32 protein-coding genes and 2 pseudogenes are annotated in these 22,383 nt (G+C 38.7%); 27 read left to right on the top strand and 7 right to left on the bottom strand.

Annotation, left to right across the window (positions count from 1 at the left end; all coding sequences use genetic code 11):
• Positions 1-28: 28 nt before the first annotated feature.
• The gene (trhA, locus tag OKW21_RS32305) at positions 29-652 is read left to right on the top strand and encodes a PAQR family membrane homeostasis protein TrhA (protein ID WP_277488208.1); all 624 of its coding nucleotides are present in this window, start codon (positions 29-31) and stop codon (positions 650-652) included.
• A gap of 570 nt (positions 653-1,222) precedes the next feature.
• On the opposite strand, the gene OKW21_RS32310 is transcribed toward trhA, so the two are convergent.
• Positions 1,223-1,645 carry a DUF2116 family Zn-ribbon domain-containing protein gene (locus tag OKW21_RS32310; protein ID WP_277488209.1) on the bottom strand — a complete coding sequence of 141 codons (423 nt, stop codon included), beginning with the start codon at positions 1,643-1,645 and terminating at the stop codon, positions 1,223-1,225.
• A gap of 137 nt (positions 1,646-1,782) precedes the next feature.
• Here OKW21_RS32310 and OKW21_RS32315 point away from each other — a divergent pair, with 137 nt between their 5' ends.
• From OKW21_RS32315 to OKW21_RS32410, 20 genes are all read left to right on the top strand, one after another.
• Positions 1,783-2,643: a tyrosine-type recombinase/integrase gene (locus tag OKW21_RS32315; protein WP_277488212.1), complete on the top strand. Its 861-nt coding sequence runs from the start codon at positions 1,783-1,785 to the stop codon at positions 2,641-2,643.
• Between the two features lie 47 nt (positions 2,644-2,690).
• On the top strand, positions 2,691-3,041 hold the full coding sequence (locus OKW21_RS32320) for a hypothetical protein (RefSeq protein ID WP_277483414.1): 351 nt from the start codon (positions 2,691-2,693) through the stop codon (positions 3,039-3,041).
• A 141-nt stretch (positions 3,042-3,182) separates the two neighbouring features.
• Positions 3,183-3,578: a hypothetical protein gene (locus OKW21_RS32325; protein WP_277477145.1), complete on the top strand. Its 396-nt coding sequence runs from the start codon at positions 3,183-3,185 to the stop codon at positions 3,576-3,578.
• A 147-nt stretch (positions 3,579-3,725) separates the two neighbouring features.
• Positions 3,726-4,235 carry a hypothetical protein gene (locus OKW21_RS32330; RefSeq protein ID WP_277477147.1) on the top strand — a complete coding sequence of 170 codons (510 nt, stop codon included), beginning with the start codon at positions 3,726-3,728 and terminating at the stop codon, positions 4,233-4,235.
• Between the two features lie 75 nt (positions 4,236-4,310).
• A complete protein-coding gene (locus tag OKW21_RS32335) occupies positions 4,311-5,105 on the top strand; it encodes a hypothetical protein (protein ID WP_277488213.1) in 795 nt (264 codons plus the stop codon).
• Between the two features lie 83 nt (positions 5,106-5,188).
• Positions 5,189-5,641, top strand: coding sequence for a hypothetical protein (locus tag OKW21_RS32340; RefSeq protein ID WP_277488215.1), 453 nt, complete (start codon positions 5,189-5,191; stop codon positions 5,639-5,641).
• Positions 5,642-5,743: 102 nt separating this feature from the next.
• Positions 5,744-6,169, top strand: coding sequence for a hypothetical protein (locus tag OKW21_RS32345; RefSeq protein WP_277488216.1), 426 nt, complete (start codon positions 5,744-5,746; stop codon positions 6,167-6,169).
• A gap of 144 nt (positions 6,170-6,313) precedes the next feature.
• On the top strand, positions 6,314-6,868 hold the full coding sequence (locus OKW21_RS32350; protein WP_277488218.1) for a hypothetical protein: 555 nt from the start codon (positions 6,314-6,316) through the stop codon (positions 6,866-6,868).
• 142 nt (positions 6,869-7,010) lie between these two features.
• Positions 7,011-7,499, top strand: coding sequence for a hypothetical protein (locus tag OKW21_RS32355; protein ID WP_277488220.1), 489 nt, complete (start codon positions 7,011-7,013; stop codon positions 7,497-7,499).
• Between the two features lie 182 nt (positions 7,500-7,681).
• Complete coding sequence (locus tag OKW21_RS32360; RefSeq protein ID WP_277488223.1) at positions 7,682-8,509, top strand: Rpn family recombination-promoting nuclease/putative transposase; 828 nt, start codon at positions 7,682-7,684, stop codon at positions 8,507-8,509.
• Between the two features lie 83 nt (positions 8,510-8,592).
• Complete coding sequence (locus tag OKW21_RS32365; RefSeq protein ID WP_277477153.1) at positions 8,593-9,054, top strand: HAD domain-containing protein; 462 nt, start codon at positions 8,593-8,595, stop codon at positions 9,052-9,054.
• A 141-nt stretch (positions 9,055-9,195) separates the two neighbouring features.
• Positions 9,196-9,627 (top strand): hypothetical protein, encoded by a 432-nt coding sequence (locus OKW21_RS32370; RefSeq protein ID WP_277488225.1) that lies wholly within the window; start codon positions 9,196-9,198, stop codon positions 9,625-9,627.
• Positions 9,628-9,702: 75 nt separating this feature from the next.
• Positions 9,703-10,047 (top strand): hypothetical protein, encoded by a 345-nt coding sequence (locus OKW21_RS32375; protein ID WP_277488227.1) that lies wholly within the window; start codon positions 9,703-9,705, stop codon positions 10,045-10,047.
• Between the two features lie 98 nt (positions 10,048-10,145).
• Positions 10,146-10,502, top strand: coding sequence for a DUF7668 domain-containing protein (locus OKW21_RS32380; protein WP_277488229.1), 357 nt, complete (start codon positions 10,146-10,148; stop codon positions 10,500-10,502).
• Positions 10,503-10,599: 97 nt separating this feature from the next.
• Positions 10,600-10,980, top strand: coding sequence for a CPCC family cysteine-rich protein (locus OKW21_RS32385; protein ID WP_277488231.1), 381 nt, complete (start codon positions 10,600-10,602; stop codon positions 10,978-10,980).
• A gap of 149 nt (positions 10,981-11,129) precedes the next feature.
• Positions 11,130-11,606, top strand: coding sequence for a hypothetical protein (locus tag OKW21_RS32390; protein ID WP_277488233.1), 477 nt, complete (start codon positions 11,130-11,132; stop codon positions 11,604-11,606).
• A 158-nt stretch (positions 11,607-11,764) separates the two neighbouring features.
• On the top strand, positions 11,765-12,247 hold the full coding sequence (locus OKW21_RS32395) for an SMI1/KNR4 family protein (RefSeq protein ID WP_277488234.1): 483 nt from the start codon (positions 11,765-11,767) through the stop codon (positions 12,245-12,247).
• Between the two features lie 85 nt (positions 12,248-12,332).
• The gene (locus OKW21_RS32400; protein ID WP_277477145.1) at positions 12,333-12,728 is read left to right on the top strand and encodes a hypothetical protein; all 396 of its coding nucleotides are present in this window, start codon (positions 12,333-12,335) and stop codon (positions 12,726-12,728) included.
• Positions 12,729-12,836: 108 nt separating this feature from the next.
• Positions 12,837-13,199, top strand: a complete 363-nt coding sequence (locus OKW21_RS32405; RefSeq protein WP_277488236.1) for a hypothetical protein — start codon at positions 12,837-12,839, stop codon at positions 13,197-13,199.
• Positions 13,200-13,204: 5 nt separating this feature from the next.
• Positions 13,205-14,095, top strand: coding sequence for an IS3 family transposase (locus OKW21_RS32410; RefSeq protein WP_277488238.1), 891 nt, complete (start codon positions 13,205-13,207; stop codon positions 14,093-14,095).
• A 291-nt stretch (positions 14,096-14,386) separates the two neighbouring features.
• On the opposite strand, the gene OKW21_RS32415 is transcribed toward OKW21_RS32410, so the two are convergent.
• The 3 genes from OKW21_RS32415 to OKW21_RS32425 all read right to left on the bottom strand — a co-directional run bounded on the left by OKW21_RS32415 (position 14,387) and on the right by OKW21_RS32425 (position 15,695).
• The gene (locus OKW21_RS32415) at positions 14,387-14,761 is read right to left on the bottom strand and encodes a group II intron maturase-specific domain-containing protein (RefSeq protein ID WP_277488239.1); all 375 of its coding nucleotides are present in this window, start codon (positions 14,759-14,761) and stop codon (positions 14,387-14,389) included.
• A gap of 101 nt (positions 14,762-14,862) precedes the next feature.
• Positions 14,863-15,453, bottom strand: coding sequence for a reverse transcriptase domain-containing protein (locus tag OKW21_RS32420; protein WP_277488241.1), 591 nt, complete (start codon positions 15,451-15,453; stop codon positions 14,863-14,865).
• A gap of 38 nt (positions 15,454-15,491) precedes the next feature.
• Positions 15,492-15,695, bottom strand: a complete 204-nt coding sequence (locus tag OKW21_RS32425) for a hypothetical protein (protein ID WP_277488243.1) — start codon at positions 15,693-15,695, stop codon at positions 15,492-15,494.
• 522 nt (positions 15,696-16,217) lie between these two features.
• Between OKW21_RS32425 and OKW21_RS32430 the strand changes: the two genes are divergently transcribed.
• Positions 16,218-17,213, top strand: coding sequence for a hypothetical protein (locus OKW21_RS32430; RefSeq protein ID WP_277488245.1), 996 nt, complete (start codon positions 16,218-16,220; stop codon positions 17,211-17,213).
• Between the two features lie 115 nt (positions 17,214-17,328).
• The gene (locus tag OKW21_RS32435; protein WP_277478831.1) at positions 17,329-17,793 is read left to right on the top strand and encodes an SMI1/KNR4 family protein; all 465 of its coding nucleotides are present in this window, start codon (positions 17,329-17,331) and stop codon (positions 17,791-17,793) included.
• A 286-nt stretch (positions 17,794-18,079) separates the two neighbouring features.
• Here the strand turns inward: OKW21_RS32435 and OKW21_RS32440 are convergent.
• The 3 genes and pseudogenes from OKW21_RS32440 to OKW21_RS32450 form a co-directional block, all read right to left on the bottom strand.
• A pseudogene (locus OKW21_RS32440) lies at positions 18,080-19,206 on the bottom strand (IS91 family transposase).
• Complete coding sequence (locus tag OKW21_RS32445; protein ID WP_277487759.1) at positions 19,206-19,820, bottom strand: tyrosine-type recombinase/integrase; 615 nt, start codon at positions 19,818-19,820, stop codon at positions 19,206-19,208. Before OKW21_RS32445 ends, OKW21_RS32440 begins: the two are co-directional and overlap by 1 nt.
• A 12-nt stretch (positions 19,821-19,832) precedes the next feature.
• Positions 19,833-20,036: pseudogene (locus OKW21_RS32450) on the bottom strand (phage integrase N-terminal SAM-like domain-containing protein); the annotation flags it as partial.
• Positions 20,037-20,355: 319 nt separating this feature from the next.
• Between OKW21_RS32450 and OKW21_RS32455 the strand changes: the two are divergent.
• From OKW21_RS32455 to OKW21_RS32470, 4 genes are all read left to right on the top strand, one after another.
• The gene (locus OKW21_RS32455) at positions 20,356-21,252 is read left to right on the top strand and encodes a hypothetical protein (protein ID WP_277488247.1); all 897 of its coding nucleotides are present in this window, start codon (positions 20,356-20,358) and stop codon (positions 21,250-21,252) included.
• A gap of 141 nt (positions 21,253-21,393) precedes the next feature.
• Positions 21,394-21,573: a hypothetical protein gene (locus OKW21_RS32460; RefSeq protein ID WP_277488249.1), complete on the top strand. Its 180-nt coding sequence runs from the start codon at positions 21,394-21,396 to the stop codon at positions 21,571-21,573.
• Complete coding sequence (locus OKW21_RS32465) at positions 21,561-21,851, top strand: type II toxin-antitoxin system RelE/ParE family toxin (RefSeq protein ID WP_277488251.1); 291 nt, start codon at positions 21,561-21,563, stop codon at positions 21,849-21,851. Before OKW21_RS32460 ends, OKW21_RS32465 begins: the two co-directional genes overlap by 13 nt.
• A gap of 92 nt (positions 21,852-21,943) precedes the next feature.
• Positions 21,944-22,330, top strand: coding sequence for a hypothetical protein (locus OKW21_RS32470; RefSeq protein WP_277488255.1), 387 nt, complete (start codon positions 21,944-21,946; stop codon positions 22,328-22,330).
• Positions 22,331-22,383 lie beyond the last annotated feature (53 nt).

A 22,383-nucleotide genomic window follows, 5' to 3' on the forward strand; every position in this document is an offset into this window, starting at 1 on the left:
TGAATATCAATAAGATAAAAAGAATAACATGTATTCTAAAAAAGAAGAGATATTTAATGCAGTAACCCACGGAGTGGGGGCCTGCCTTGCCATAGCTGCATTGGTAATTTTGATTGTTCTGGCTGCAATAAAAGGCACAACCATTCATGTGGTAAGCTTTTCCATCTTTGGAGCCATGTTAGTAATACTTTACACTGTATCAACGCTTTATCATAGTTTGACCCACAAGAAGGCAAAAAGACTATTCAGGAAGTTTGATCATATGTCCATTTTCCTGCTGATAGCAGGTACCTATACACCCTTTTGTCTAGCTATATTAAAAAATTCATTAGGATGGACCATTTTTGGAGTTGTATGGGGAATAGCGATTGCAGGTATTTTGATGAAAGTTTTTTATGTAGGTAAAAAGGAGATACTTTCAATAGTTCTGTATATCACGCTGGGATGGATTGTAATAATTGCTATTCAGCCATTACATATGCTCATGTCCTTTCAGGGTTTTGTGTTCCTAATATTAGGGGGTATATTCTATACCTTGGGAACATTTTTTTACGCTCAGCACAAGATTAAGTATAATCATGGGATTTGGCATTTATTTGTACTGGCAGGAAGCACTCTCCATTTTTTTTCGGTATTAAGTTTATTACCCTGAAATATTTTTTGGTGTTTCATAAAAATTCTAAGTTTTTATTTATGAATGATCTAAGTACTGCGACAAATTTAATTCACGTATAAACTATTGTTAATATGTTGATTATCAGAATAATAGAAGCTTTTAACCTGTAATCTTAAACAGTCTAACTACTTAATACTATACTCAATAACAAAGGCAGGTTAATTTGGAAAGAGAAAAAGGATTAGCTGATTAACCACTATCTAAAAGTTATAGAAAAGTTTATTGAAGTATTTCAGCAAAAGGAAAAACAACTACGAAATGCCCGAAATAAATAAGCATAACGGCAAAACAGATATTTGCTCAGCATTCTGAAGTGAAAAAATGTTGTGGGGTGGAAAGCAGTGGACGAGTGGTTACTATTACTATGCTAACACTGTAGGTCAATATGACACTCCTGAACGAATGGTTAACACATAAACCGTTAAATTTAATTAGAATTACCGCATTCAGGGGTAGGGTAGAGGTTGTTTAACATATAAGCGATTATTACACTTTCAAGCAGAAGTACTCAGCTCATCAGGCTTATTTACCCTATCAGCCAAAATGTCAAAAGCCATACTCTACTACCTCTTCTTCTACTTGTGAGTTAAGCCCATCATCCATTGGATAGGAGGGAAGTGACCTCAGCATTACCTGATCAGCATTGAGTACTGAATAACCCACATCATAACAAAAGTAGAAGGCTTTGCCAGAGATGATCCTTCGGGAGGTATGATACTGCGCATCAAATCCTTTTTGCAGCAGCATTTGCTTATTTATTACCGGATAAGTTTGAGGATCATCTTTTATGAAAGCAAGCAGCACTCTATGATTAATGAGCAGCTGTTGGTTGACTTTTCTGATCAAAGCATTTCTAGCGACTTTCTGGTGATTATGAAAAGAGGCTCTACAGGCATCAGAGCAGAATTTCTTATCCGCTCTGCCGTGGATAGGAGTGTGGCAGATGGCACAAGTCTTGGATACGGTCATGTATTAGTCGTTTGTAAACGTATAGCGAAATATACGTTTAAAAGGCTATACGCTTACAAACGTTTACAAACATTTATAGTCGTATCTAATCGAAAGGTATGATTCGGCCATGGGTTTAAGTGCTTATTTTAGCGGTTATGGATCAGATACTCTCTCAGGTAGCTTTAAGATTGGAGCAAATGAACTATAGCCCAAGTACAAAGAAGACCTATGTAGGTATGCTAAGGCTATTTCTGGGACACTTTCCAAGCCAGGACTTAAGAAGCTTGGAAGAAGAGCAGATCAGAGCATTTTTGGTAGAAGCCTGCCAGGGCAAATCCCTTTCCTATCAGAACCAGCTCATCAATTCCATCAAGTATTTCTACGAGCAAATCCTAAAACGTCCCCGGACCTATTATCAGATAGATCGTCCTAGAAAAGAATACCGCTTACCGGTGGTCTTATCCAAACAAGAAGTTATAGCGATCCTAATGCGGGTGAAAAATAGAAAACATCATGCAATTCTCTCCACTATTTATGCCTCTGGCTTAAGAATCTCAGAAGTGATAAGACTTAAAATCAAGGATATAGACTCCAAACGGATGGTTTTAGTAGTAAGCCAAGGCAAAGGTAAAAAGGACCGTCAGGTACCGCTTTCCAAGCATCTCCTGCAAGAACTTCGTTCCTACTATCTGGAGTACCAACCCAAAGCTTATCTTTTTGAGGGAGAAAAAGGGGGAGCCTACAGTAAAAGTAGCATCCAGCAGATTTTCAGAAGGGCCAAAAGAGGAGCAGGTATACACAAGAAAGCCACCGTGCATACACTACGTCACAGCTATGCAACGCATCTGTTAGAGTCTGGCACCGATTTAAGAATGATCCAGGTGCTTCTAGGCCACAACAGCGTCAAAACGACAGAAATTTATACACACGTAAGTCATAGATACATTCAGTCGGTGGTGAGCCCCTTTGATACCCTATCTTGTGAAGCAAAAAAGGAAAACCTATATTGTAAATAAACACAACTCCGCTGTGTTTATTCGGATGTTACCCAGCATGTAAATAGATGAAAAAAGAGAAGAGCTTAAATCTGGTAGTAGAATTTCTGAATAAAGAGATCAAAAGGCTAGATGAAGAAATCAAAGTTGAAGAAGGAAACTCTGCCGATAAAATAGACTTAAAATCTCAGATGATTGCTGCGATTAAAAATCTGGACTTTTGCTCGGAACATGGATTAAATGCTGCTCAAATAGAAGTAATTAAAATTCCTGAAGACGGCAGTGATTCTTATTTTACAGAGTATGTCATGGTAGATGAGCAGGAATTAAATAATATTTCTGAATGGGCAGTAGCGAGAAATGGGGGGAAAGAAATTCGGTTGAATTGCTTTGACTTGATAATCAGAAAAAAGGATTGAACACGCTGGGTAACAAAAGCTATCTGTCAGGCTGCGGAATCCTGTACTTGAAAGTTAGCTTCACCAAGCACCATTTTTGCGAAATAAAAGATATAATCAAACAAGCGCAGCCCGTCAGCTAGCGGGCTCGTTGTAAAACATATGAAAAAAGAATACTTCATATTTGTTTTTCTGATTTTTGGATTTACATGTGCTGACCAATCTTGTAATCTGAAAGACGGAAAATATAAAGTAGTTTACGATAAGCAATTTTCAGGTTATGCGGAATCAGAATTTGTAATTATAGATCAAACTTTGATTGAATTAAAGAATAACCAAAAATCTGAATACAAGATTAATTGGATTGCGGAAGACCAATTTCGACTAGACCCGATTAATAAGGAAACAGATTCTTTGACAAGCATTCAAGAGGAATTGAACTCTTTGGGAGAGCCATATTATCAAATTACCGGATGCAAAGCTGGCGATATTATGTTTGAGTTTTACCGTAATCCACATATACTTATAAATTCTGGGAAACTAATTAGAAAAGATTAAATACGTTTTACAACATTATGCATCGGTCAGCCCTATTTGAAACGCACCTGGGAGTTTATTGCTCCAAGCACCATTTTGATATTCGAACAGAAAACGCAAACAACGCCAGGCCGTCCGCTGCATCGATCGTTAGCAGGCACTTAAAAAATGAGAGAATTAGATGATCCAATTTGGAAAGATTTGACTGGTGGATATCAAGTTCCTTATGATGCATCGGATGCTTTAAAGAGACTTGAAGCTTCTGCTGATGAAAAGGATGAGGAATTGATCTGGGAGGAACTCTGGAATGAATTGTATCATCAGGGAGACGTGGGAACAGCTTCTTTCTTAGCCATCCCCCAACTCGTTAGGATTTACAAGATAAAAAATAGAGCTTCTTATCATGTATTTGCTTTTATCACAACGATTGAATTAGTCAGGATCAATGATTCAATTCATCTTCCGGATGAATTTAACAATGAATATGAAGAAGCTCTCGATCGGATTCCGGAATTGATTGATCTGATAAAAGATCAGATTTGGGATTCGGTATTGGCAGCCAGTGTATTATCAGCCACCGCGATTTGGAAGAAAAAGTATAAGATGGCGGAGCTGATAGCTGAATTAGAAGATGATAATTTGACGGATTACTTATTGGATCAGATAAATGAATATTGAAAGCGCCTGCTAACAGTATGCAGCGCCCAGCCCTGTTAAATAGCGATTGAAAGTCGATCGCCCTAAGCACTATTTTTGCAACTTGAAAGAAAAACGCAAACAAGACCAGGGCCGTGCTCTGCATCGGTCGTTAGGGGCTACCTGAAAATGAATATGATTAGAAACTTATTAATCCTATCAATTAGCATTTTAAGTCTTTTTGCGTGCGATGCAGAAGAAAGTAAATTAAGCAGAAATGTTTTTCTTACTCATTCTATATCTGATAAGTATAACAAGATAAGCCAATACAATAAACAGATGCCAGAAAAGGCAAAATGGGCTTTTCAACTAGCTAAAAAAATTAAAGGTGTATCAGATACCTGCTATATGATGTTGCCTAATTATAAGACAAACCAGATTATCGACTACATAAAGCAGCATGAAAAGACTTTTCCGACAATAATAAGAAATACATTAAAAACTGCTACGGATGCTTATCACCAATCCAATTCTAAATTAGATGCAGAGAAAATACAAATTGTTGAAAATGAAATTCTGTCTCAACTTATAGATTTTGCATTTTCAGCAGATCTGAGATTTGATACATTTTCGTTAGTGCCTATAGCAAAATCAGATGAAATAAAAGATGGAGAAACTTATGTGGCAGATGTATTTTTTTCAGCAAGTAACTCAAGCTTTCCAACAAAGATTATTATAAATGAGGAATACTGGAAAGATACATTGACCTTTGATCAATCATCTTTCCCTCATGTAAAAATTGATAAAAACAGATATCAAAAAGGGATGAATACGATAACACCAAAATATGTTGTTGAAACAATAGATGGAAAAGAGGAATATGAGTTTGAAATTAATTTTGAAGTAAAATAGGCAGCCCCTAACACTGTTCAGGCCAGACCCTTGCTTCGCTGCGGGCCATGCCTGCACTGGACCGTTAGGGGCAAGGCAAAGAAATGAATTGGATTTACAAACCTGATACAGGAATACAGTTAGATGAAAACGAAAAGATAAGGATCAGATTTGGTGATTCAAGGGAAGAGTTACGTTCAAGACTGAATTATCAAAAGCCAAGAATAACCAGATTTGAAAATGAAGATAGCTATGAAAATATATTGGGTTCTGGAGATTGGATCAGGCTCAGTTTTCAAGAAAATCAGTTAGATGAGATTGAAATTTTAATTGGCAAAATCACAATAGGTAAAATATCAATAGCGGTAGATGAGGATTTGGATTTATCTCTAGCCAAATTTAGAGATGAAGGATTCGGAATAAAAGAAGGGGATATGAGCTATGTGATACCAGAATTAAAATTGGATATTGGTGACAGTGGTAAAAACGGAGGGGAAGACAATAAAATATGTTGGCTTTTTATGACGAGAGATGTAGAATATTTAATGAATGAATAGCCAGCCCCTAACACTGTTCAGGCCAGAGCCTTGCTTCGCTGCAGCCCATGCCTGCACTGGGTCGTTAGGTGCCAAATGAAAATGAAAGATTACTGATAATTGATGGAATTTATACCTGAGATTCTATATACGGTAATAGCTATCCTAATTGCTTACTTTATTGTCAGACGATTGACTGATAAGGAAGATAAGAATTTCAACTCTAAATTCTTTAAATACTTGATAGTCTTATTCATGGGGGCAATAGGATTTGAATTGATAATCCGTTGGACAACTTCCAAACCTGAGATAGTCACGCAAACAATTGAACAATTACAAGCAAATCCAGAGATAAGAAGAACGATTGGGACTTATGAAGGCTTTGGATACAATAAAAATGAAATCGAGGAAATTAAAGAATTACCGGCTAGGATAGCTTTTACATTGTACGGGAGTGAGGCCGAGATAAATTTATCAGTGTTGATTGACTCTTCTGCCAATGTATTTGAGATTAAAGATTATAAGATTGATAGTTTGATAAAAAAATGAATTCGGCACCTAACAAAAAGCAGCTGCTACGCCTCTTGATGATGAGCCTGTAAGCTTGTTGCACCAAGTGCCAAAATAGAAACACGAAAGAAAAACGCAAACAAACCGGCTCAGCAGCTCGCTCAGGCCGTTGTGGCTAATATTATGAAGACAGCAATCCAGATATTAATAGTATTGATATTTTTGAGTTCCTGTGTGCAGCAAGAAAGGCAATATGAACAAGAAATACATAGAGTTGACAATAATCAATCTGAATCAACTCTGACAGAAAAAGTTGACGAACAAATAATTGAAAAGAAATTTGGTGAAGAGTTGTTTAAATCCATTTTGGACACCGTAACAATTAACGGAGTATCAGTTGACTTTCTAATTAATAATCAATGGGTTTACAGACCATTTGACAACTGTGAATCATTTTTGAAATTTCAAGAAAATGGAAAAGGAGTCAGTTATAACTGTGAGATTGAAGAAGACTATGAAATGACTTATCAGATTGAAGGGAATAAAGTATTCATTTCAGAATATGATATTCCACACGTTGACAATGAAGAAAACAAAAAGATTAAATACAGAGACGATACTTATGTTTACAATGGGCAATCCCTCATAATGGTGGACTCGAGAATGTATAATATTAACGGACTCGATTGGACACCAAAAATTAAAGTTGTAATTGCCTTTGAAAGAAAGAAATACTAGCCACAACATTATGTATCGGCCAACCCTCTTTGAAAAGTAATCGGAAATTTATTTCTCTAAGCACGAAAGTTGATAATTGAAAGTAAAACACCCAACAAGCCGGGCCGTCCGCTACATTTGGCGTTGGCGATAATATGAAAAGATGAAAAACCTAATATTTTACCTTACTATTCTTTTGCTTACAAGCTCTTGTTCTGACAGTCAGATTGTCATTATTGACGAGAAAGTTAGTAGCAATGAGAAGTTAAATGCGTTAGATTCTTCTGAAGTTTTTTCAGTTGCCAGATGGCATAAGGGCGATGCTCCACCAAAGTATGCAGAATTTAAAAACTCTGAATTGGTGATTGTCAAGACCAAAAATTATGAAAGTCAATTACAAGAAGAGAGGCACTCCCAATTAAGTCAATTACTTAATGAAGCAGAAAATGGAAATGACATTTTGATGATTTTAAATGGGGTAGAAATATTAAAAGAACAATTACATTTGCTCAAACAATTGAAGCCGCAGGATTTGAATTCGGTAGAAAGATTGGAAAAAGGGGTTGCCGAAAGCATCTATGGTGATAACGCAAGAACCGAAAATGTACTGATCAATACGTATGATTTGAAAACTGATTGGATAGATGAATGAAGTACTACCGCCAACAAAAATCAGCTGCTATGCCTCTGAATTTGAGTCTAAAAGCTATTTGCTCCAAGAAGCTAAAATGAAAAACGAAAGTGAAACGCCAACAACCCGGCCCAGCAGCTAGCTTCGGTCGTTATGCCCAATGTAAATTGAAAAGAAAAGTGCAAAAGAGCTATCTTTGAGGTATGGATAGCAAAGAAAAATATATCAACCCATTCACTGATTTTGGGTTCAAGAAGCTGTTTGGAACGGATTTCAACAAAGAGCTACTAATCGACTTCTTAAATAATGTACTTGGCGACAGAGAACGTATTCAGGATTTAACTTATTTGAACACAGAACATTTAGGCAATGCAGAAACAGATCGGAAAGCGATTTTTGATTTGTACTGTGAGAATGAGAAAGGGGAGAAGTTTATCATAGAGTTGCAAAATGTCAAGCAGCAATATTTCAAAGATAGGAGCATTTTCTATTCAACTTTTCCGATACAAAGTCAAGCACCAAAAGGTAGGGAATGGGATTATTATTTGAAAGCCGTTTATACCATTGGTATCCTGAATTTTAGTTTTCCAGATCAGAACGAGCAAGAACGTTTTTTAAGAGAAGTTCAGCTAATTGATAAAGAGACCAAAGAAGTCTTTTACCATAAGTTGACGTTCATTTATCTGGAAATGCCAAAATTTAGGAAAAGTGAAGATGAATTGATCAGTCAATTTGACAAATGGATGTACGTGATAAAGAACCTGCATCGTTTACAAGACAAACCCGTTAAATTACAGGAGAAGGTGTTTGAAAAACTCTTTTCCGAAGCAGAAATAGCGAAACTTAATTCAGAAGATATGAAAGCATACGAAGAAAGCTTAAAAACCTACAGAGACAACTATAGCATCATTGAGACTGCCAAGAGTGATACCAGAATTGAGATTGCCAAACGTTTAAAAAATAAAGGTATCGACTTTGAAACAATTGCTGAAACTACGGGACTATCAAAGGAAGAGATAGAAAAATTGTAAACACAGGGCATAACATTGCATATCCGCAACGCTTCGGCCAGTGGCCTTGCCAGCGGCTATGCTTGGCGTTATACCCAATTTAAATGAGAAATGCGATCATACTTGATCTGGATGGAGTCTTGATCACGACACCGAAATGGAAAGCGGATGCAATACATGCTGATGGATATTCAGATTTTAATCGGCATGCAGTAGATAACCTCAATTTGTTATTAAAAGATATCTCGGCTGAATTATGGTTAAGTTCAAGCCGAAGAATAGGAAAAACGATGGATGAATTTAGGACCATATTTCATAATCGGGGAATAGAGAGTAACTTGATTGGATTTCTGCCAGGCGATGAACTAGGAATACAAAGGAAGATTGAGGTAACTAATTTCTTGGAAAATGAATCGTTCATAAACTTCTTGATCATTGATGATGATGCTTCCCTGCATGGATTGGAATTAGAAAAAAAGAAGTACTGGATAAGAACAGATCCCCATCTGGGATTTGATTCCAACAAATTAGATGAGGCGAAGGAAAAGATAAAAAACTGGGTATAACACTGCTCAGCCCTCACCCTAGCAATATAAATGCTAGAACATTAGTCGCTCTAAGTAGCGAAAATGATAAATGAAAGTAAAACAGCCAACAAGCCGGGCGACGGCTGCGCTTATCGTTAGGCTCAATGCAAAGGTAAAAAGATGAAATTGATACTTAGCTTCATAATATTGACTCTATCTGCTGAAAGCAGTGATCTTGAGCAATGCGATTGTAACATTAAGAATTTAGTAACTGTAAATCAGCACTTAGAAAAGTTATCAGAAACAGATATCCAGCTACTACTTTGTACATTTGATGAAAGCTGTAAGAATAATTCTGAATTTTCTTCATTCAGCAATGAGATGCTATTTGAAGTTTTAAGTAGAAACCCAGAATTGGTAATTAAGGAATTGTCGGTCAATAAAGGCAAATACGATCTAAATCTTATCACTTCAGAACTAGAAAAACCGATACATGATGGATTTGATCTAGAAGTGATAGTTGAAAAAGTAAAAGCACTGCATCAGGCCGATGAAATTAAATCATTAATACTCAGTTCGCTGGAAAAGGCGGTTGAAAAAGGAAAGCAATGAGCCTAACAAAGCTCAGCATCCAGCATCGGGCAATGCCCTCGCCGTCTGCTGCGCAAACGTTATGCCCTATATGAAATGAAAAAAATATTACTACTCATTTTTCTAGGTTTTACCAGTGGATGTTCAAATCAATCAGAAAAAGTGATTTTGTTCACTGATACAGATAACCATGAAATACAATCAGATTATGATTATTATCTACCAAATGTGATAGCTTATCTTGATAAAAAAGGTATAGGACACGAAAAGAGTACCTCACGAACTATCAATCTTGGTAATCAATCTGAAATTAAAATTGAGGAAAATGAGCAGTTTGCGATGATATTAATAAGTCCCGAAAAAGACAGTGAAATTGAATACAGATTTGGTACAGATGTAGATTTGATACTCAGGATAAAAGAATATTTTGAGCTTGAATGATTAAAATACAGGGCATAACACTCCATATCCGCTATGCTTCGGGCGATGCCCTCGCCAGCGGCTATGGTAGCCGTTGGCTGCTATAGGATCAAAACTAAGTGAAAGACGAAGAAAAAGAGATAACTGAAATTATCAGGAATTGGATAAAATTATTATCAGAGAACCGTTTAGAAGAAGCTAGTAAGCAAATAGCTAATGATGCTAATCAATTTTGGACGGAAGACAGGTTAAAAGCAGTAGTTTTTACAGATAAGAATTTTAAAATTGAAAATCCCTACGAAATGAATCCTGAAGGTGAGAGAGTAGAGATTTATGAATTTGATGATAATTCAGGATGGGCTGTAGAATATGATCTTCCGATTGAAAAAAGGTGGAGTGATTTGACAGCTCAATTTACATTTAGAAAGAATAAGGGAAAGATGGATTTTACATTAGAAGACATTCATGTTTTATAACTAAATCTGAAACAGCAGCCAACACCAGGCAGGCCAGACCCTTCGCTTCGCTTCGGGCCATGCCTGCCCATATCGTTATCTGTGATATAATTAAGAAATGAGAGAAGGAAAATTATATACTTGTCCATGTTGTGGTTACATAATTCTTTCAGAACCACCGGGAAGCTATGAAATCTGTGGAATTTGTGGTTGGGAAGATGATGCGGTGCAATTGGCTAACCCTTGCACGAAAGGTGGTGCAAATTCACAATCTCTAGATGAAGGACAGAGTAACTTTGAATATACTACTCCTAGTGCGGATATAGCTGAATACGAAAGAAGCGGAATTCATAAGGACAAGAAATGGCGAAGATTAAATAACGTAGAGAAAGAAATTTATTTAACTGAATCTAAGAATGGCACGATGTGGGTAAATAAAGCGATTTATGACTTATCTGAAGCATATTGGAATAAAAATATAGTCCTTGAAAAGACTTAAAACCACAGATAACACTATGCAGTCGCCAACCTAGCAAATACGAGTTAGAACATCAGTTGCTCCAAGTCAGAACATTAATACTTGGCAGTGAAATAGCCAACCAGTCGGCCTGGCGTCTGCATTCAACGTTAGCACACATAGAAGAAAGAATGAATAAAAGTCAAGCGGGATTGATAGGATCAAAAGTGGCAGTAGTTTTTGTCTCTATAGGTTTAATTGCTGCATCCGGAATTCTAATGCTCATCAATAGAGGATCGCTCATTGAAAATTTGAATCTGATTACTAAGATGATTCTATATCCTAATGTGACAATAGGAATTATAGCCTGTTATGCTTTTGGTTGGATTTATGGACGATACGCGGGAATTATCATCATAATTTCAAATAAAGATGAATTATGGATTGGGATTTTAACTGGATTTCTAACTCTGCTCACTGCAACATTAGTCGGTTCTTCAGTAGGCTTAATCCGAGGATTGTTAAATTCTGAAGATTTAATTTCCTCCATTAATGATTACCTATACGAGCCATTGTATGGAATATTGATCTTTGGGTTCATTCCTACAATAGTTCTTGGTATATTATTCGGTAATATGATAAGAAATCGTGAACATAGAAATGAATGAATACGTGTGCTAACACTATGCATATGTGAGCCTAGCAATAATGAGCCAGAACGTTAATTGCGCCATGTAGCGATACAGATAGACGCAAGTAAATAGCCAACAAGTCGGCACACACATGCATTTGACGTTGGGCAACATCCAATTAAGAAAGTAAATTGATGAACATAGAGACACATAAATTCTGGGACTCAAATTACTACCACCATCCACCATTAACAGATGAGATGATTACTAAAGCTGAAGAAATATTGGATGTAAAATTCCCTTTACTTTTCATTGACTTACTTAAAATACAGAATGGAGGCTATACCCAAGGATTTGCTTTTCCTATGGGTGAACCTACAACATGGGCTAAGAATCATGTTCCTCTGTCAGAATTATTCGGTATTATCATTGATCAGTCAATAGAAACAGCACAAAATGTATTAGATTCAAAATACATTATTGAAGAATGGGGATTACCAGAAAAACAAGTCTTGATAACTGGGGACGGTCATTGGTGGATTACTCTAGATTATAGAAAAGGTGAAGTTCCATCAGTGAGGTGGATTGATGTAGAATGTAATGAAGATATTCATGTGGCAGATAACTTTGAATCTTTTATAAATGGATTGGTATCTGAAGATAATTACGCAGAATAATAATTAAGACGTTGCCCAACAAGCCATAAGCGCAAAGCCACGGCCAACGGCCTCGCCTGCGCCTATGGTGATCGTTGTAAAACATATGAAAAAAGAATACTTCATATTTGTTTTTCTGATTTTTGGATTTACATGTGCTGACCAATCTTGTAATCTGAAAGACGGAAAATATAAAGTAGTTTACGATAAGCAATTTTCAGGTTATGCGGAATCAGAATTTGTAATTATAGATCAAACTTTGATTGAATTAAAGAATAACCAAAAATCTGAATACAAGATTAATTGGATTGCGGAAGACCAATTTCGACTAGACCCGATTAATAAGGAAACAGATTCTTTGACAAGCATTCAAGAGGAATTGAACTCTTTGGGAGAGCCATATTATCAAATTACCGGATGCAAAGCTGGCGATATTATGTTTGAGTTTTACCGTAATCCACATATACTTATAAATTCTGGGAAACTAATTAGAAAAGATTAAATACGTTTTACAATCGAGTAGACGGCTGACAGTCTCTGACTGCCAGTGCGCCTCTCTGTCTTGTCCTGAAATAGGTTGACAATAATTTTTAACTTTATTTCACACATTATGGACAAGACTACTATTACAAAAGAGGAAGTTATTGCAGAGTACCTGGCTGGAGGTATCTCTTTCATCAAACTCGGAAAGAAGTACAATATTCCAGGTAGCACTGTTTCAACCTGGGTACACAAATATGAAGGTAGACACCGAACCTGGCGAGACAGGATGAAGCGGCAACAGCAATTAAAGCAGGAAAGGCAACTCCAGGCTCAGATTCCTCAACTTCCCGAAGATGTGAGACAATTACAAACGGCTTTGCGTAAAGCAGAGCTTCATAATAAGCTCCTGGAAGAGATCTTGCGCCTATCAGAAGAGCATACCGGACTGGATTTGAGAAAAAAGTTTGGCACCAGGCAATCATCAATATAGGGCAAGTGGAAAGCCGCAGCATTCATACACTTTGCTCATTGCTTGGTTACAGTCGGCAAGCTTATTACCAGTATCAGCAACACCAGGAGAAAGAAGCTTTGCAGGTGGATCTACTCTTGCAGCAGGTGATTCTGATACGATCAAAACAAAAGCGTTTGGGTACTCGCAAATTGCTTGTTATGATGCAACATTTTATGCAAGAGCATCATATTCAACTGGGGCGTGACAGGCTCTTTGATCTGCTAAGAGAGAAAGCGTTATTAGTCCGAAGGAGGAGGCCTAAAAAGCCTATTACTACCTTTTCTAACCATTGGATGCAAAAGTATGATAATCTTATTGTTGATTTCATCCCAACTTCACCCAATCAGGTTTGTGTCAGTGATCTTACTTACATCTCCCTGAGCATGGGGTTTGCTTACCTGAGCCTGATTACTGATGCCTATAGCCACAAGATTATTGGTTTTTGCCTATCAGCAACTTTATCAGCAGATGGGTGCATTCAGGCACTGGAAATGGCTATTGCCAGTGCCAAAGGTCAAATTCTTATCCATCATTCTGATAGAGGCACACAATACTGCTGTCTGGAATATGTTGCTTTACTCACTAAGCATAAAGTCAGTATCAGTATGACTCAAAGTGGAGATCCACGAGAGAATGCTTTAGCCGAAAGAGTAAATGGAATATTGAAAGAAGAGTTACTTGAGGAGATATATCTGAGCTTAGATGCTGCCAGCAAGGCAGTTGCTGTGGCTGTGGGTATCTATAATCAAGAAAGACCCCACAGCAGCATTGATATGCTTACCCCTTCAGAAGCACACTCGCGAAAAGGTGAGTTAAAGAAGCACTGGAAAAGTTATTATCACCCTAAATACGAAAAGGATATGGAGATATTATAGAAGGTTTTTTTAAGGCATAAGCAGAAATGCATATAGAAAGAAAAAGCCCGCTAACAGAACTGTTAACGGGCCTATATGCTTCTCTGACAGTCTTATTCCTGGCAGGTTGCTCCTCAGTGGACGCCACGCGGCAGCGCCTGCTTCCGCTTTAGGCTGCAAAGTAAATGTAAACTATATTCAGGATTTAATTATGTTTGTAAACCTATTGAAGGATTATCACACAAAAAGTGTAAACTTTATTCAGGACGAGACACTCACACCACCCGGCATACGGTCCTCGTACCGGGCGGTTCATTGAATTTCAGGACTGAGTTTCTGGTAATAGCTTGCCATCTGTTCATAACCTCTTTTTCTTAGGCGTGCAACAGTAATTGTAGTTCCAAGTATAGGGCTTTGGGCCACTGCCCATCCTCCCATATTGGTTCTGCTCCAGGCATAAGCCTGCCCTTGTTTTACGCCTAATCTAATGAGGTTTTTACGCTTTCTTTCCGGCTTTTTCCAATCATGCCATATGCAATACCTGAGGCGGTTTCTTAGCCATTCATCCAGTGATTTGAGCTTGGTAAAAATACTTGCCAGTCGGTAGTTGTTTACCCAACCCCTGTACACTTCATTTATTTTGGCTATTCTTTCCTCAAAACTATAAGGCAGTGTTTTCTTGGTCATTGCCTTTAGTTTGCGCTTTAGACTTGCCCAACTGCTCTTCTTGGCAACCAGTTGATATCTACCTTTTTCTCCTTTACGGTAAGTTGGTACAAACCCATGACCTAGTAATTCAAAGTCCGAAGGTCTACGTATACCGCCGCGCCACGGTGGCTTTTTTCTGGGTTAATAGGTAAATCCAGCTTATCTCTTAGAAAGAGATATGTTTCGTTTCCTATCTTCCTTGCCTCCTCTTTTGTCTTAGCGTAAATACTAAAATCATCGGCATACCTGATGAACCGGTATCCTTTAGATTTCAGATGTTTATCCAGTTGGTCTAACAGTATGTTAGATAAAAGGGGGCTTAGGGGACTTCCTTGTGGCATTCCTTTTCTGCGCTTATGAAGCTTCCCATTGATTAAAATAGGAGCCCGTAGCCACTTGCGGATTAGCCATAAGGTAGTAGGGCATTTAACTTTGTTGTAGATGAGTTGCAGTAGCTTATAATGCTGGACTTCATCGAAGAAACTCTTCAGGTCTATATCCACAATATCCTGATATCCATCATTGATGTGTATCAAGGATTTCTGGACTGTCTGATGAAGGTTCTTGTTAGGGCGGAAGCCATAGCTTTCTTCTTCAAAATCTAGTTCGAATTTGATTGCTAATTGTTGACTTACCGCCTGCTGAAGCCATCTGTCAACTACTGTGGGCACTCCCAGCAATCTGGTTTTGCCATTCCCTTTGGGTATCTCTACAGCGCGGCTGCCGCCCCTCTGATAGCTTGCGGTACATACGTCCTGTTCAGGATAGATGTCACCGTGGATACACGGTGGTAATCCAGGTATGAGCGTAGCTGATCTACCTTCATGTCATCTACTCCTGGTGCCCCTTTATTACCTACCACTTTGCGGTAGGCTCTGTACAGGTTTTTCGGTTGTAGTACTTTTTCTATCATCTTTTGTTCTGTCCTTGTCCGCTTAAGGGAAAGCTATCTCGTCTTAAGACGACATTCTGACCCGAATTTGGACGCAATTCAATGTTCGGTCCTTCGCTGTTCTGTGAGACCTCAGGGGTATGGTATTCGCAATCCCTGCTCGTTCCTCCAGCTACTATGACCTCTGTCGGCAGCCGACGCTGTGACTTCTCAGATATCTGTTAATATCTGAGACCTCCCTCGGTAAGGTAAATACCCCGCGCCGCGTCGGCTTGTGCCTATTCCTGCTACATCTACTATTTCGGTGCTGGCCTCTTTCGAGGAGTTGGACTTCGGTATCATGTGCTACCTCATCCGACCTCATAGCCTCGGTATGTAGTTTCTGTTCGTCAGTACAGACACCGCAGTCTGGCCGCTCGGCGGTCCGATTACTTCAGTTCCAGAGTCACCTCTGACAACCTTGCCGCTTGCTTAGCTTGGGGTAACGACTCCCCCGCCTACGGGACTATTTCCTGGTGAACATTACACCAGAACTTTCACCCTTTGGGACATCCTTTTAAAGAACTATATTTACCATTCAAGGCACACACATTATGCATCGGTCAGCCCTATTTGAAACGCACCTGGGAGTTTATTGCTCCAAGCACCATTTTTGATATTCGAACAGAAAACGCAAACAAATCGGCCCGGATGGTGCATCGGTCGTTATCCTCAATTACTGAACTGAATATGAACAGAATTCTACCTTTTTTAATACTACTAATCTTTACAACGGGATGCTCGTTTTTGAACTCCTCTTCTGAAGGATACGACAATGCAGTAAGTCAAGTAAATGCAATTGCGAATGGAGATTTTGACGAAGCTATCTCCTATTTTGATATTGACTTATCCGATACGGCTCAAGTCAACCAACTTAAAAGAGGAATTCCGAATATTCAGACAGCAATAACTGAAAATTTCGGAACTGATTTTGACCTGTCTTTTTCTAAGTCAGATAAAAAGTTCTCGTTTTCAACAGCTGACGATGAAGAATCTGTAATCGAACCTTTAAAGGTTAAGATTCAAATTAAAAATGATACACATTTCGGCATTATTGAGGCCACTATTAACGAGCAGAACAACAAAATTCAGTACATCAACTTATTGAATTACAAGGAAGAAATTCCTTCTTATCTTTTGCTATATCTAGCTGGATTAATTGCTCTTGGCGTTGCTACTTTAAATATAATGGCGATTAGGCGTATCCGGAAAAGCAAATTGAAAAGGAAATGGTTACGAATAATTGGAGTATTAGTATTTAACGTCCCAACAATAACGTTGACAGCCCTTGGGCATTTTAGCCTCGATATTTCATTTCAGATATTATTGGGAATTGGTTTTAGTGCAACTGGAATCGAAGAGACTCTAGTAACTTTTGGAATTCCGATTGGATCGATCATAACACTTATAATGGTGAAAACAGGAGAACAAAAGAGGATAACAGACGATAAGCTCAATGAGCAAACGGAGCTTTCAGCAAATGTCAGTGAAGTAAATTAACTTTAAATAAATTAAAAAGGGTATGCTCACATGAGCTTATCTGATCGTTGGCAGAGATAGAAAATAGAAAAACTTAGTTCTTGAAATGGAGATAGAAAAGCTGATAAAGTCAATCATGAAAGACTCAGATTGCTTTGTGAGGCAACCAAATTTTGGTATTCGAACACCCAATCAGATTCCTGATGATCTTAAGCAATTTTATGATTTGACTGATGGTATTTTGTTATTTGGAAACGAGTTTTACTCAATTGAAATAATTGGAAGAGAAGAATTCATTCCTATAAATGAAGTCTTTTTTTCAGTAGATGAAAGGAGCGATATAGATGATATAAGCAACAACTGGTTCTTAATCGGAAAAGAAGATAATTTAGGTCAATATATAAGCATTGACTTATCAGAAGGAAAAAGGGGCCAATGTTATGATAGTTTTCATGAAACACATGGATTAGTTGGAAATTCGCCAATAATAGCAAAGAGCTTTTCTGATTTGTTAAGATTGCTTTATCAAAATAAGGGACAGTACTGGTATTGGTTAGAGGAGGGATTTGAAAAACTAGGAGATGCTTATGATGAAAATTAAATTAAGATTGTATACCTCTGCCAACAATTAAGGATTCGTGTGGCCGGAACGGCCCAACATGAATCCTATGTTGACTGAACCTGCTCGAGGATGTTATTATGGGGATTAGGTAGGGTTTGCGAGGAGTGTATTGAGAAGGTAGTAAACCTCCTTTTTTGTTTCCGAGTTAGTGGAGCGCCATCTCTATCGGCCAAACTAGAAAATCGACTATCCAAAGTCAGGAAAAAGCAGCACTTTATACCGGATAGGGCATAGCTCTCCCATTACGCCCTAGAATGGAGTTTTTTTACTGACTGCTCTTCTGGTTTGCGATCCGTTCCAGCCATATTTTTGGAGGCGCTCTGCCATAGAACATGCTCACCGTTTGCAGTGTACCGTTGCCACAGGCACAGCACTTACGGTGAGATACCAATTCCTTCTGATCATCAGGAGCAACGCTTAGACCAAGCATCTGCTGGAGACTAGATAGCTTTTCAGGTTTCCAACTACTGGATAGGAAGCCGTAGTGCCTGATTCTCACAAAGCCTCTGGGCAGGATATGCTGGCTGAACCTTCTGATGAACTCTTTGTCAGTAAGGCTCATCTGCATTTTCTGCGCTCCTTTCCGGTAGTCCTTATAGCTGAAAGTAACCTGGCCGTTATCCAGGCCGATAAGTCTATGATTGCTAATGGCGATCTTATGAGTGTAGCGCCCCAGATATTCTACCACGGCTTTAGGATGTTGGAAAGGGCGCTTAGCATACACCACCCACTCTTTTTTAAATAAATTGGCAAAGAAGGTCTTTTCCTGCTTTGGAAACTCTCTTCTCAAGCCAGCCACGAACCTGGCCCGGAAGACCTTGCTCATAGCCTTCACTGGGAAAAGGAACTTACCTTTATTCCGAGCAGGTTTCCATTTACCTTGCTTGGTCACGCCACCTCCAGGAACGATGCAATGTAAGTGCGGGTGAAGAGAGAGGTTCTGGCCCCAGGTGTGGAGTACAGCAATCATAGCTGGCTTGGCCCCCAGGTGCTTGGCATCTTTGGCAAAGCTTTGCATCACTGACCAGGCTGTACTGAACAGCAAAGCATATACCTTGGCAGGAGCATACAGACACAGAGGATTGACCTGTTCAGGCAGGGTAAAGACCAGATGGAAGTAAGGCACAGGCAGAAGCTCGGATTCTCTAGCCTGTATCCATGCTTCTCTCTGTTCCCCCTGGCATTTAGGGCAATGCCTGTTTCTGCAACTGTTGTAGCTGATAGACAGATTGCCACAGCTATCGCACTGATCTATATGTCCTCCAAGATCAGCAGTCCTACATTTTCTTAGGGCATGCAGTGTGTCCTTACCTGCCAACTGTTACTACAGTAGCTACCGAGCCGATGCCTGTTCCTGTTCAGCACATCGGCTACTTCATGCCTGGGACGCACTACTTATCCGGATAAAGCGTATCCATAGGACTGAATGGCTTTCGCCTTCCCATTTGAGAGACGTGCAGGTATATCAATGTCGTCTCTATGTGTGCATGTCCCAGTAGTTCTTTGATGCTCAGGATGTCTAATCCGTCTTCAAGTAGGTGTGTGGCATAAGTATGCCGAAGCATATGGGTGGTGACTTCTTTTGCCAATCCAGCTTTTTTACGGGCATGGCTTACTACCCACCATATTCCTTTCTGGGAAAGGGGCATTTTCTGACCGTCTTCTTCTTTACCGTTGAAGAGCCACTGATGAGGATTCTCATTTTTGAGATAAATCTGCAGTCCTCTGGCCAGGTGCTTACTCAAAGGCAGGTAGCGATCCTTGCGCCCTTTCCCACGTCTGACATGTACTGCCAGCCGATCAAAGTCTACATCTTTGATATGGAGTCCACAAAGCTCAAAGCAGCGTAGCCCACAACTGTAAAGCATACCGATGATGAGCCGGTGGCGCATCAGGTTGGGTGCCAGTAGCAACCTTCGCATCTCCTCCTTACTCAGGATGACCGGTAAATCTTTAGGTTGTTCAATGGAAGGAAGTACAACACGCTTTTCTTTGAGACCTTCCATCCGGTAAACATACCTCAGGCCATAGACGGTATGCTTAAAAAAACTCTCAGATGGTGTTTTCTTCTGCTGTTTAAGGTAATGCAAATAGTCTAACACTTGTTCTTCATCCAGCAGAACTGGATTAGTGTTGTAATACTGGGCCATCTGGGCCAGACAACGCGAGTAATTTGTCAATGTACTCTGGCTGTAGCCAGCAACTGAGAGACTTCTTTCTAGTTTCTGATAGAATGGGAGAAAATCAGGAACCTCACGGCATGTTCAATTCCATTGCGGCTTTCTACAAGGGTTTCACCCTTGGCGCGATGTGTTTTTTTTCATGATATAAATGGTTTAAATTACCTTCATCAAGATAAGAATATCATGAAAAACCCTGCTGCTAAAGGCTACCGTAGGTTTAGTTCAACAAATTGCAGTAGCTAGCCCTGTCTGAAAAGCATTCGGAAGCTAATTGCTCCAAGCACGAAAATTGATAGTTTGAAAAATAAACGCCAACAAGACGGGCCAGCTACTCGCACCGGCCGTTAGGTCTTATTTAATGAAGGTATTAAAATACATACTGTTTTTTATAACAACTACAGCCTCTGGTCAGGATAGATTTCCCTTTGTAATGGATACTATAAAAGCAAATGGTGTAATAAGTTCTCACCAAATGCTTGAAGGAGGTTTTGAGTTGATAGGTTTTTCAACTGACAACAAAATTTTTGATCTAAGCAAGTTAGATGATCTCTATAACCTGCATCTTCATAAATATATTTTGCTTAGAGAAAGTATAAAAAAATCAGAAGAGGGGTATATGGAAATTGAAGAATCAGAATTTGAAATTCCACCGAGTGAGCAACCACCTCCACCACCTCCAATTACTGATCCCACAAAAGATTTTGAGTTAGGCCAGTCTCTTCAGGTAAAAGTAGATACCTCTCAGATTGTTGCTATGCCAGAATATATTGATAATTCTGAAGTCAGGCTCAATGTGTATGATGGTAGTATTAGGGAAATTTATGAATCTGAAATTAGTTTCCTAAGTAAATATTATAAGCAAACAAGTGATAAGTATGAGGCATATCCGCTGCAAGTAATCAATCTCACAGATTCTATAGTGGAGATTGAAACAAAAGAGGGATGGATTTATATGATTCAGGAGGCTATCGACAGTCTTGGTAACTGGAAACCCATCGAATATATTGACTACAGAGCAATTTGTGGGAATAGTTATTCTCAAAAGTCGTTGTTACCTGATGAATATCTAATTTCAATGATATATAAATACAGTGGTAGTTATGCCACTAAACTGAGAGTGAAATTTGCCACTAACAAAAGCATCTATTACTCAAATGAGTTTGATGGAAAAATAAACTATAGTCAGTTTGAAGTACCTGATTTTATAAGATATGAGGGTCATGAAACTCAAAATGATCGGTTTTTGAAAAATTAAGAACAAGACCTAACAAAGGCATAGCCGCTAAGCTTTGGCCGATGGCCTTGCCAGCGGCTATGCTCGGCGTTGGTGGTGATCAAAAAAACTCAGACAAGGAATGTGGTATTTCGTATATTGTGATAGAAAAATATAAGACTCATGAAGAAGACACAATTATTAGAAACCATTCAAGATATGCCGGAAGAATTTTCTGTAGATGAATTAATGGAAAGATTGATGATTTTACAGAAAATAGAAGAAGGCCAACAGCAAATACAGGCAGGACAATTCTACACAGAGGAAGAAGCTAAAAAGAAATTGGAAAAATGGTTAAAGTAATATGGGCAGAACGAGCCATAGATGATTTGACTAGTATAGCAGAATACAGTAGCAGATATTCGGAAAAATACGCTTCCTCTATTGTCTCCAAACTCTTCAACAAAGTAAATATCTTGAAGAAAATGCCTAAGATTGGTAGGATAGTGCCTGAAAAGAATGATGAAAATGTCAGGGAATTGATAGAGGGCAATTACAGAATCATCTATGAGATCAGAGGAGAAGAGAGGATAGAAGTACTAATGGTGCATCATTCGTCCAGACCGTTAGAAAATGTTTGAGTAAAAAATGACCACCACCAACAAAATGCAAGCCCGACCTCGCTTCGCTGCGACCAGGGCCTGCCCATAACGTTGGTGGCTAGCATAAGAAAATGAAAAGTAAAAAATTGATAGGATACATATTAATTTTGATTGGATTGATTTTCTGCATTAGAACAATCCAATACGGATACGAATATGTCTCTTGGCAGGTAATAAGTCAGTATGGAACAACTTTGAATGCAAAAGTTATAGCTACAAATTGTGAAGATTCTGGAATAGTAAAATTTGAATTATTAGAAGTGGGAAAAATTATATTCCAAGAGGTAGAAAGTGATTGTGGGATATTCAGTGTTGGAGAAGAGTATTCATTTCTGCATCATGAATTTTATCCCAATAAATACTTATTCATAAATGAGACACGGTCACCTATAGCCGGAGCCATTGCAATATTGATTTCAATACTTTTTGTTTTACCAGGAATATTAATGTTAAAGTAAAGCCAGCCACCAACAGCTCAGCGTGCATGCTTCGGCTAAAGCCTTCGCCGTCC

The organism is Catalinimonas alkaloidigena (assembly GCF_029504655.1).
GTDB classification, from domain to species: domain Bacteria; phylum Bacteroidota; class Bacteroidia; order Cytophagales; family Cyclobacteriaceae; genus Catalinimonas; species Catalinimonas alkaloidigena.

Bases quoted from the DNA above. Each gene is read 5' to 3' on its own strand.
- OKW21_RS32315 (WP_277488212.1), top strand. From the start codon at position 1,783: ATGGATCAGATACTCTCTCAGGTAGCTTTAAGATTGGAGCAAATGAAC.
- OKW21_RS32395 (WP_277488234.1), top strand. From the start codon at position 11,765: ATGAACATAGAGACACATAAATTCTGGGACTCAAATTACTACCACCAT.
- OKW21_RS32405 (WP_277488236.1), top strand. From the start codon at position 12,837: ATGGACAAGACTACTATTACAAAAGAGGAAGTTATTGCAGAGTACCTG.
- OKW21_RS32465 (WP_277488251.1), top strand. From the start codon at position 21,561: ATGGTTAAAGTAATATGGGCAGAACGAGCCATAGATGATTTGACTAGT.
- OKW21_RS32370 (WP_277488225.1), top strand. From the start codon at position 9,196: ATGAAATTGATACTTAGCTTCATAATATTGACTCTATCTGCTGAAAGC.
- trhA (WP_277488208.1), top strand. From the start codon at position 29: ATGTATTCTAAAAAAGAAGAGATATTTAATGCAGTAACCCACGGAGTG.
- OKW21_RS32375 (WP_277488227.1), top strand. From the start codon at position 9,703: ATGAAAAAAATATTACTACTCATTTTTCTAGGTTTTACCAGTGGATGT.
- OKW21_RS32445 (WP_277487759.1), bottom strand. From the start codon at position 19,820: ATGGAAGGTCTCAAAGAAAAGCGTGTTGTACTTCCTTCCATTGAACAA.
- OKW21_RS32385 (WP_277488231.1), top strand. From the start codon at position 10,600: ATGAGAGAAGGAAAATTATATACTTGTCCATGTTGTGGTTACATAATT.
- OKW21_RS32390 (WP_277488233.1), top strand. From the start codon at position 11,130: ATGAATAAAAGTCAAGCGGGATTGATAGGATCAAAAGTGGCAGTAGTT.
- OKW21_RS32470 (WP_277488255.1), top strand. From the start codon at position 21,944: ATGAAAAGTAAAAAATTGATAGGATACATATTAATTTTGATTGGATTG.
- OKW21_RS32360 (WP_277488223.1), top strand. From the start codon at position 7,682: ATGGATAGCAAAGAAAAATATATCAACCCATTCACTGATTTTGGGTTC.
- OKW21_RS32345 (WP_277488216.1), top strand. From the start codon at position 5,744: ATGGAATTTATACCTGAGATTCTATATACGGTAATAGCTATCCTAATT.
- OKW21_RS32365 (WP_277477153.1), top strand. From the start codon at position 8,593: ATGAGAAATGCGATCATACTTGATCTGGATGGAGTCTTGATCACGACA.
- OKW21_RS32310 (WP_277488209.1), bottom strand. From the start codon at position 1,645: ATGACCGTATCCAAGACTTGTGCCATCTGCCACACTCCTATCCACGGC.
- OKW21_RS32425 (WP_277488243.1), bottom strand. From the start codon at position 15,695: ATGATAGAAAAAGTACTACAACCGAAAAACCTGTACAGAGCCTACCGC.
- OKW21_RS32325 (WP_277477145.1), top strand. From the start codon at position 3,183: ATGAAAAAAGAATACTTCATATTTGTTTTTCTGATTTTTGGATTTACA.
- OKW21_RS32435 (WP_277478831.1), top strand. From the start codon at position 17,329: ATGAAAGACTCAGATTGCTTTGTGAGGCAACCAAATTTTGGTATTCGA.
- OKW21_RS32330 (WP_277477147.1), top strand. From the start codon at position 3,726: ATGAGAGAATTAGATGATCCAATTTGGAAAGATTTGACTGGTGGATAT.
- OKW21_RS32415 (WP_277488239.1), bottom strand. From the start codon at position 14,761: ATGACCAAGAAAACACTGCCTTATAGTTTTGAGGAAAGAATAGCCAAA.
- OKW21_RS32350 (WP_277488218.1), top strand. From the start codon at position 6,314: ATGAAGACAGCAATCCAGATATTAATAGTATTGATATTTTTGAGTTCC.
- OKW21_RS32400 (WP_277477145.1), top strand. From the start codon at position 12,333: ATGAAAAAAGAATACTTCATATTTGTTTTTCTGATTTTTGGATTTACA.
- OKW21_RS32355 (WP_277488220.1), top strand. From the start codon at position 7,011: ATGAAAAACCTAATATTTTACCTTACTATTCTTTTGCTTACAAGCTCT.
- OKW21_RS32320 (WP_277483414.1), top strand. From the start codon at position 2,691: ATGAAAAAAGAGAAGAGCTTAAATCTGGTAGTAGAATTTCTGAATAAA.
- OKW21_RS32455 (WP_277488247.1), top strand. From the start codon at position 20,356: ATGAAGGTATTAAAATACATACTGTTTTTTATAACAACTACAGCCTCT.
- OKW21_RS32340 (WP_277488215.1), top strand. From the start codon at position 5,189: ATGAATTGGATTTACAAACCTGATACAGGAATACAGTTAGATGAAAAC.
- OKW21_RS32460 (WP_277488249.1), top strand. From the start codon at position 21,394: ATGAAGAAGACACAATTATTAGAAACCATTCAAGATATGCCGGAAGAA.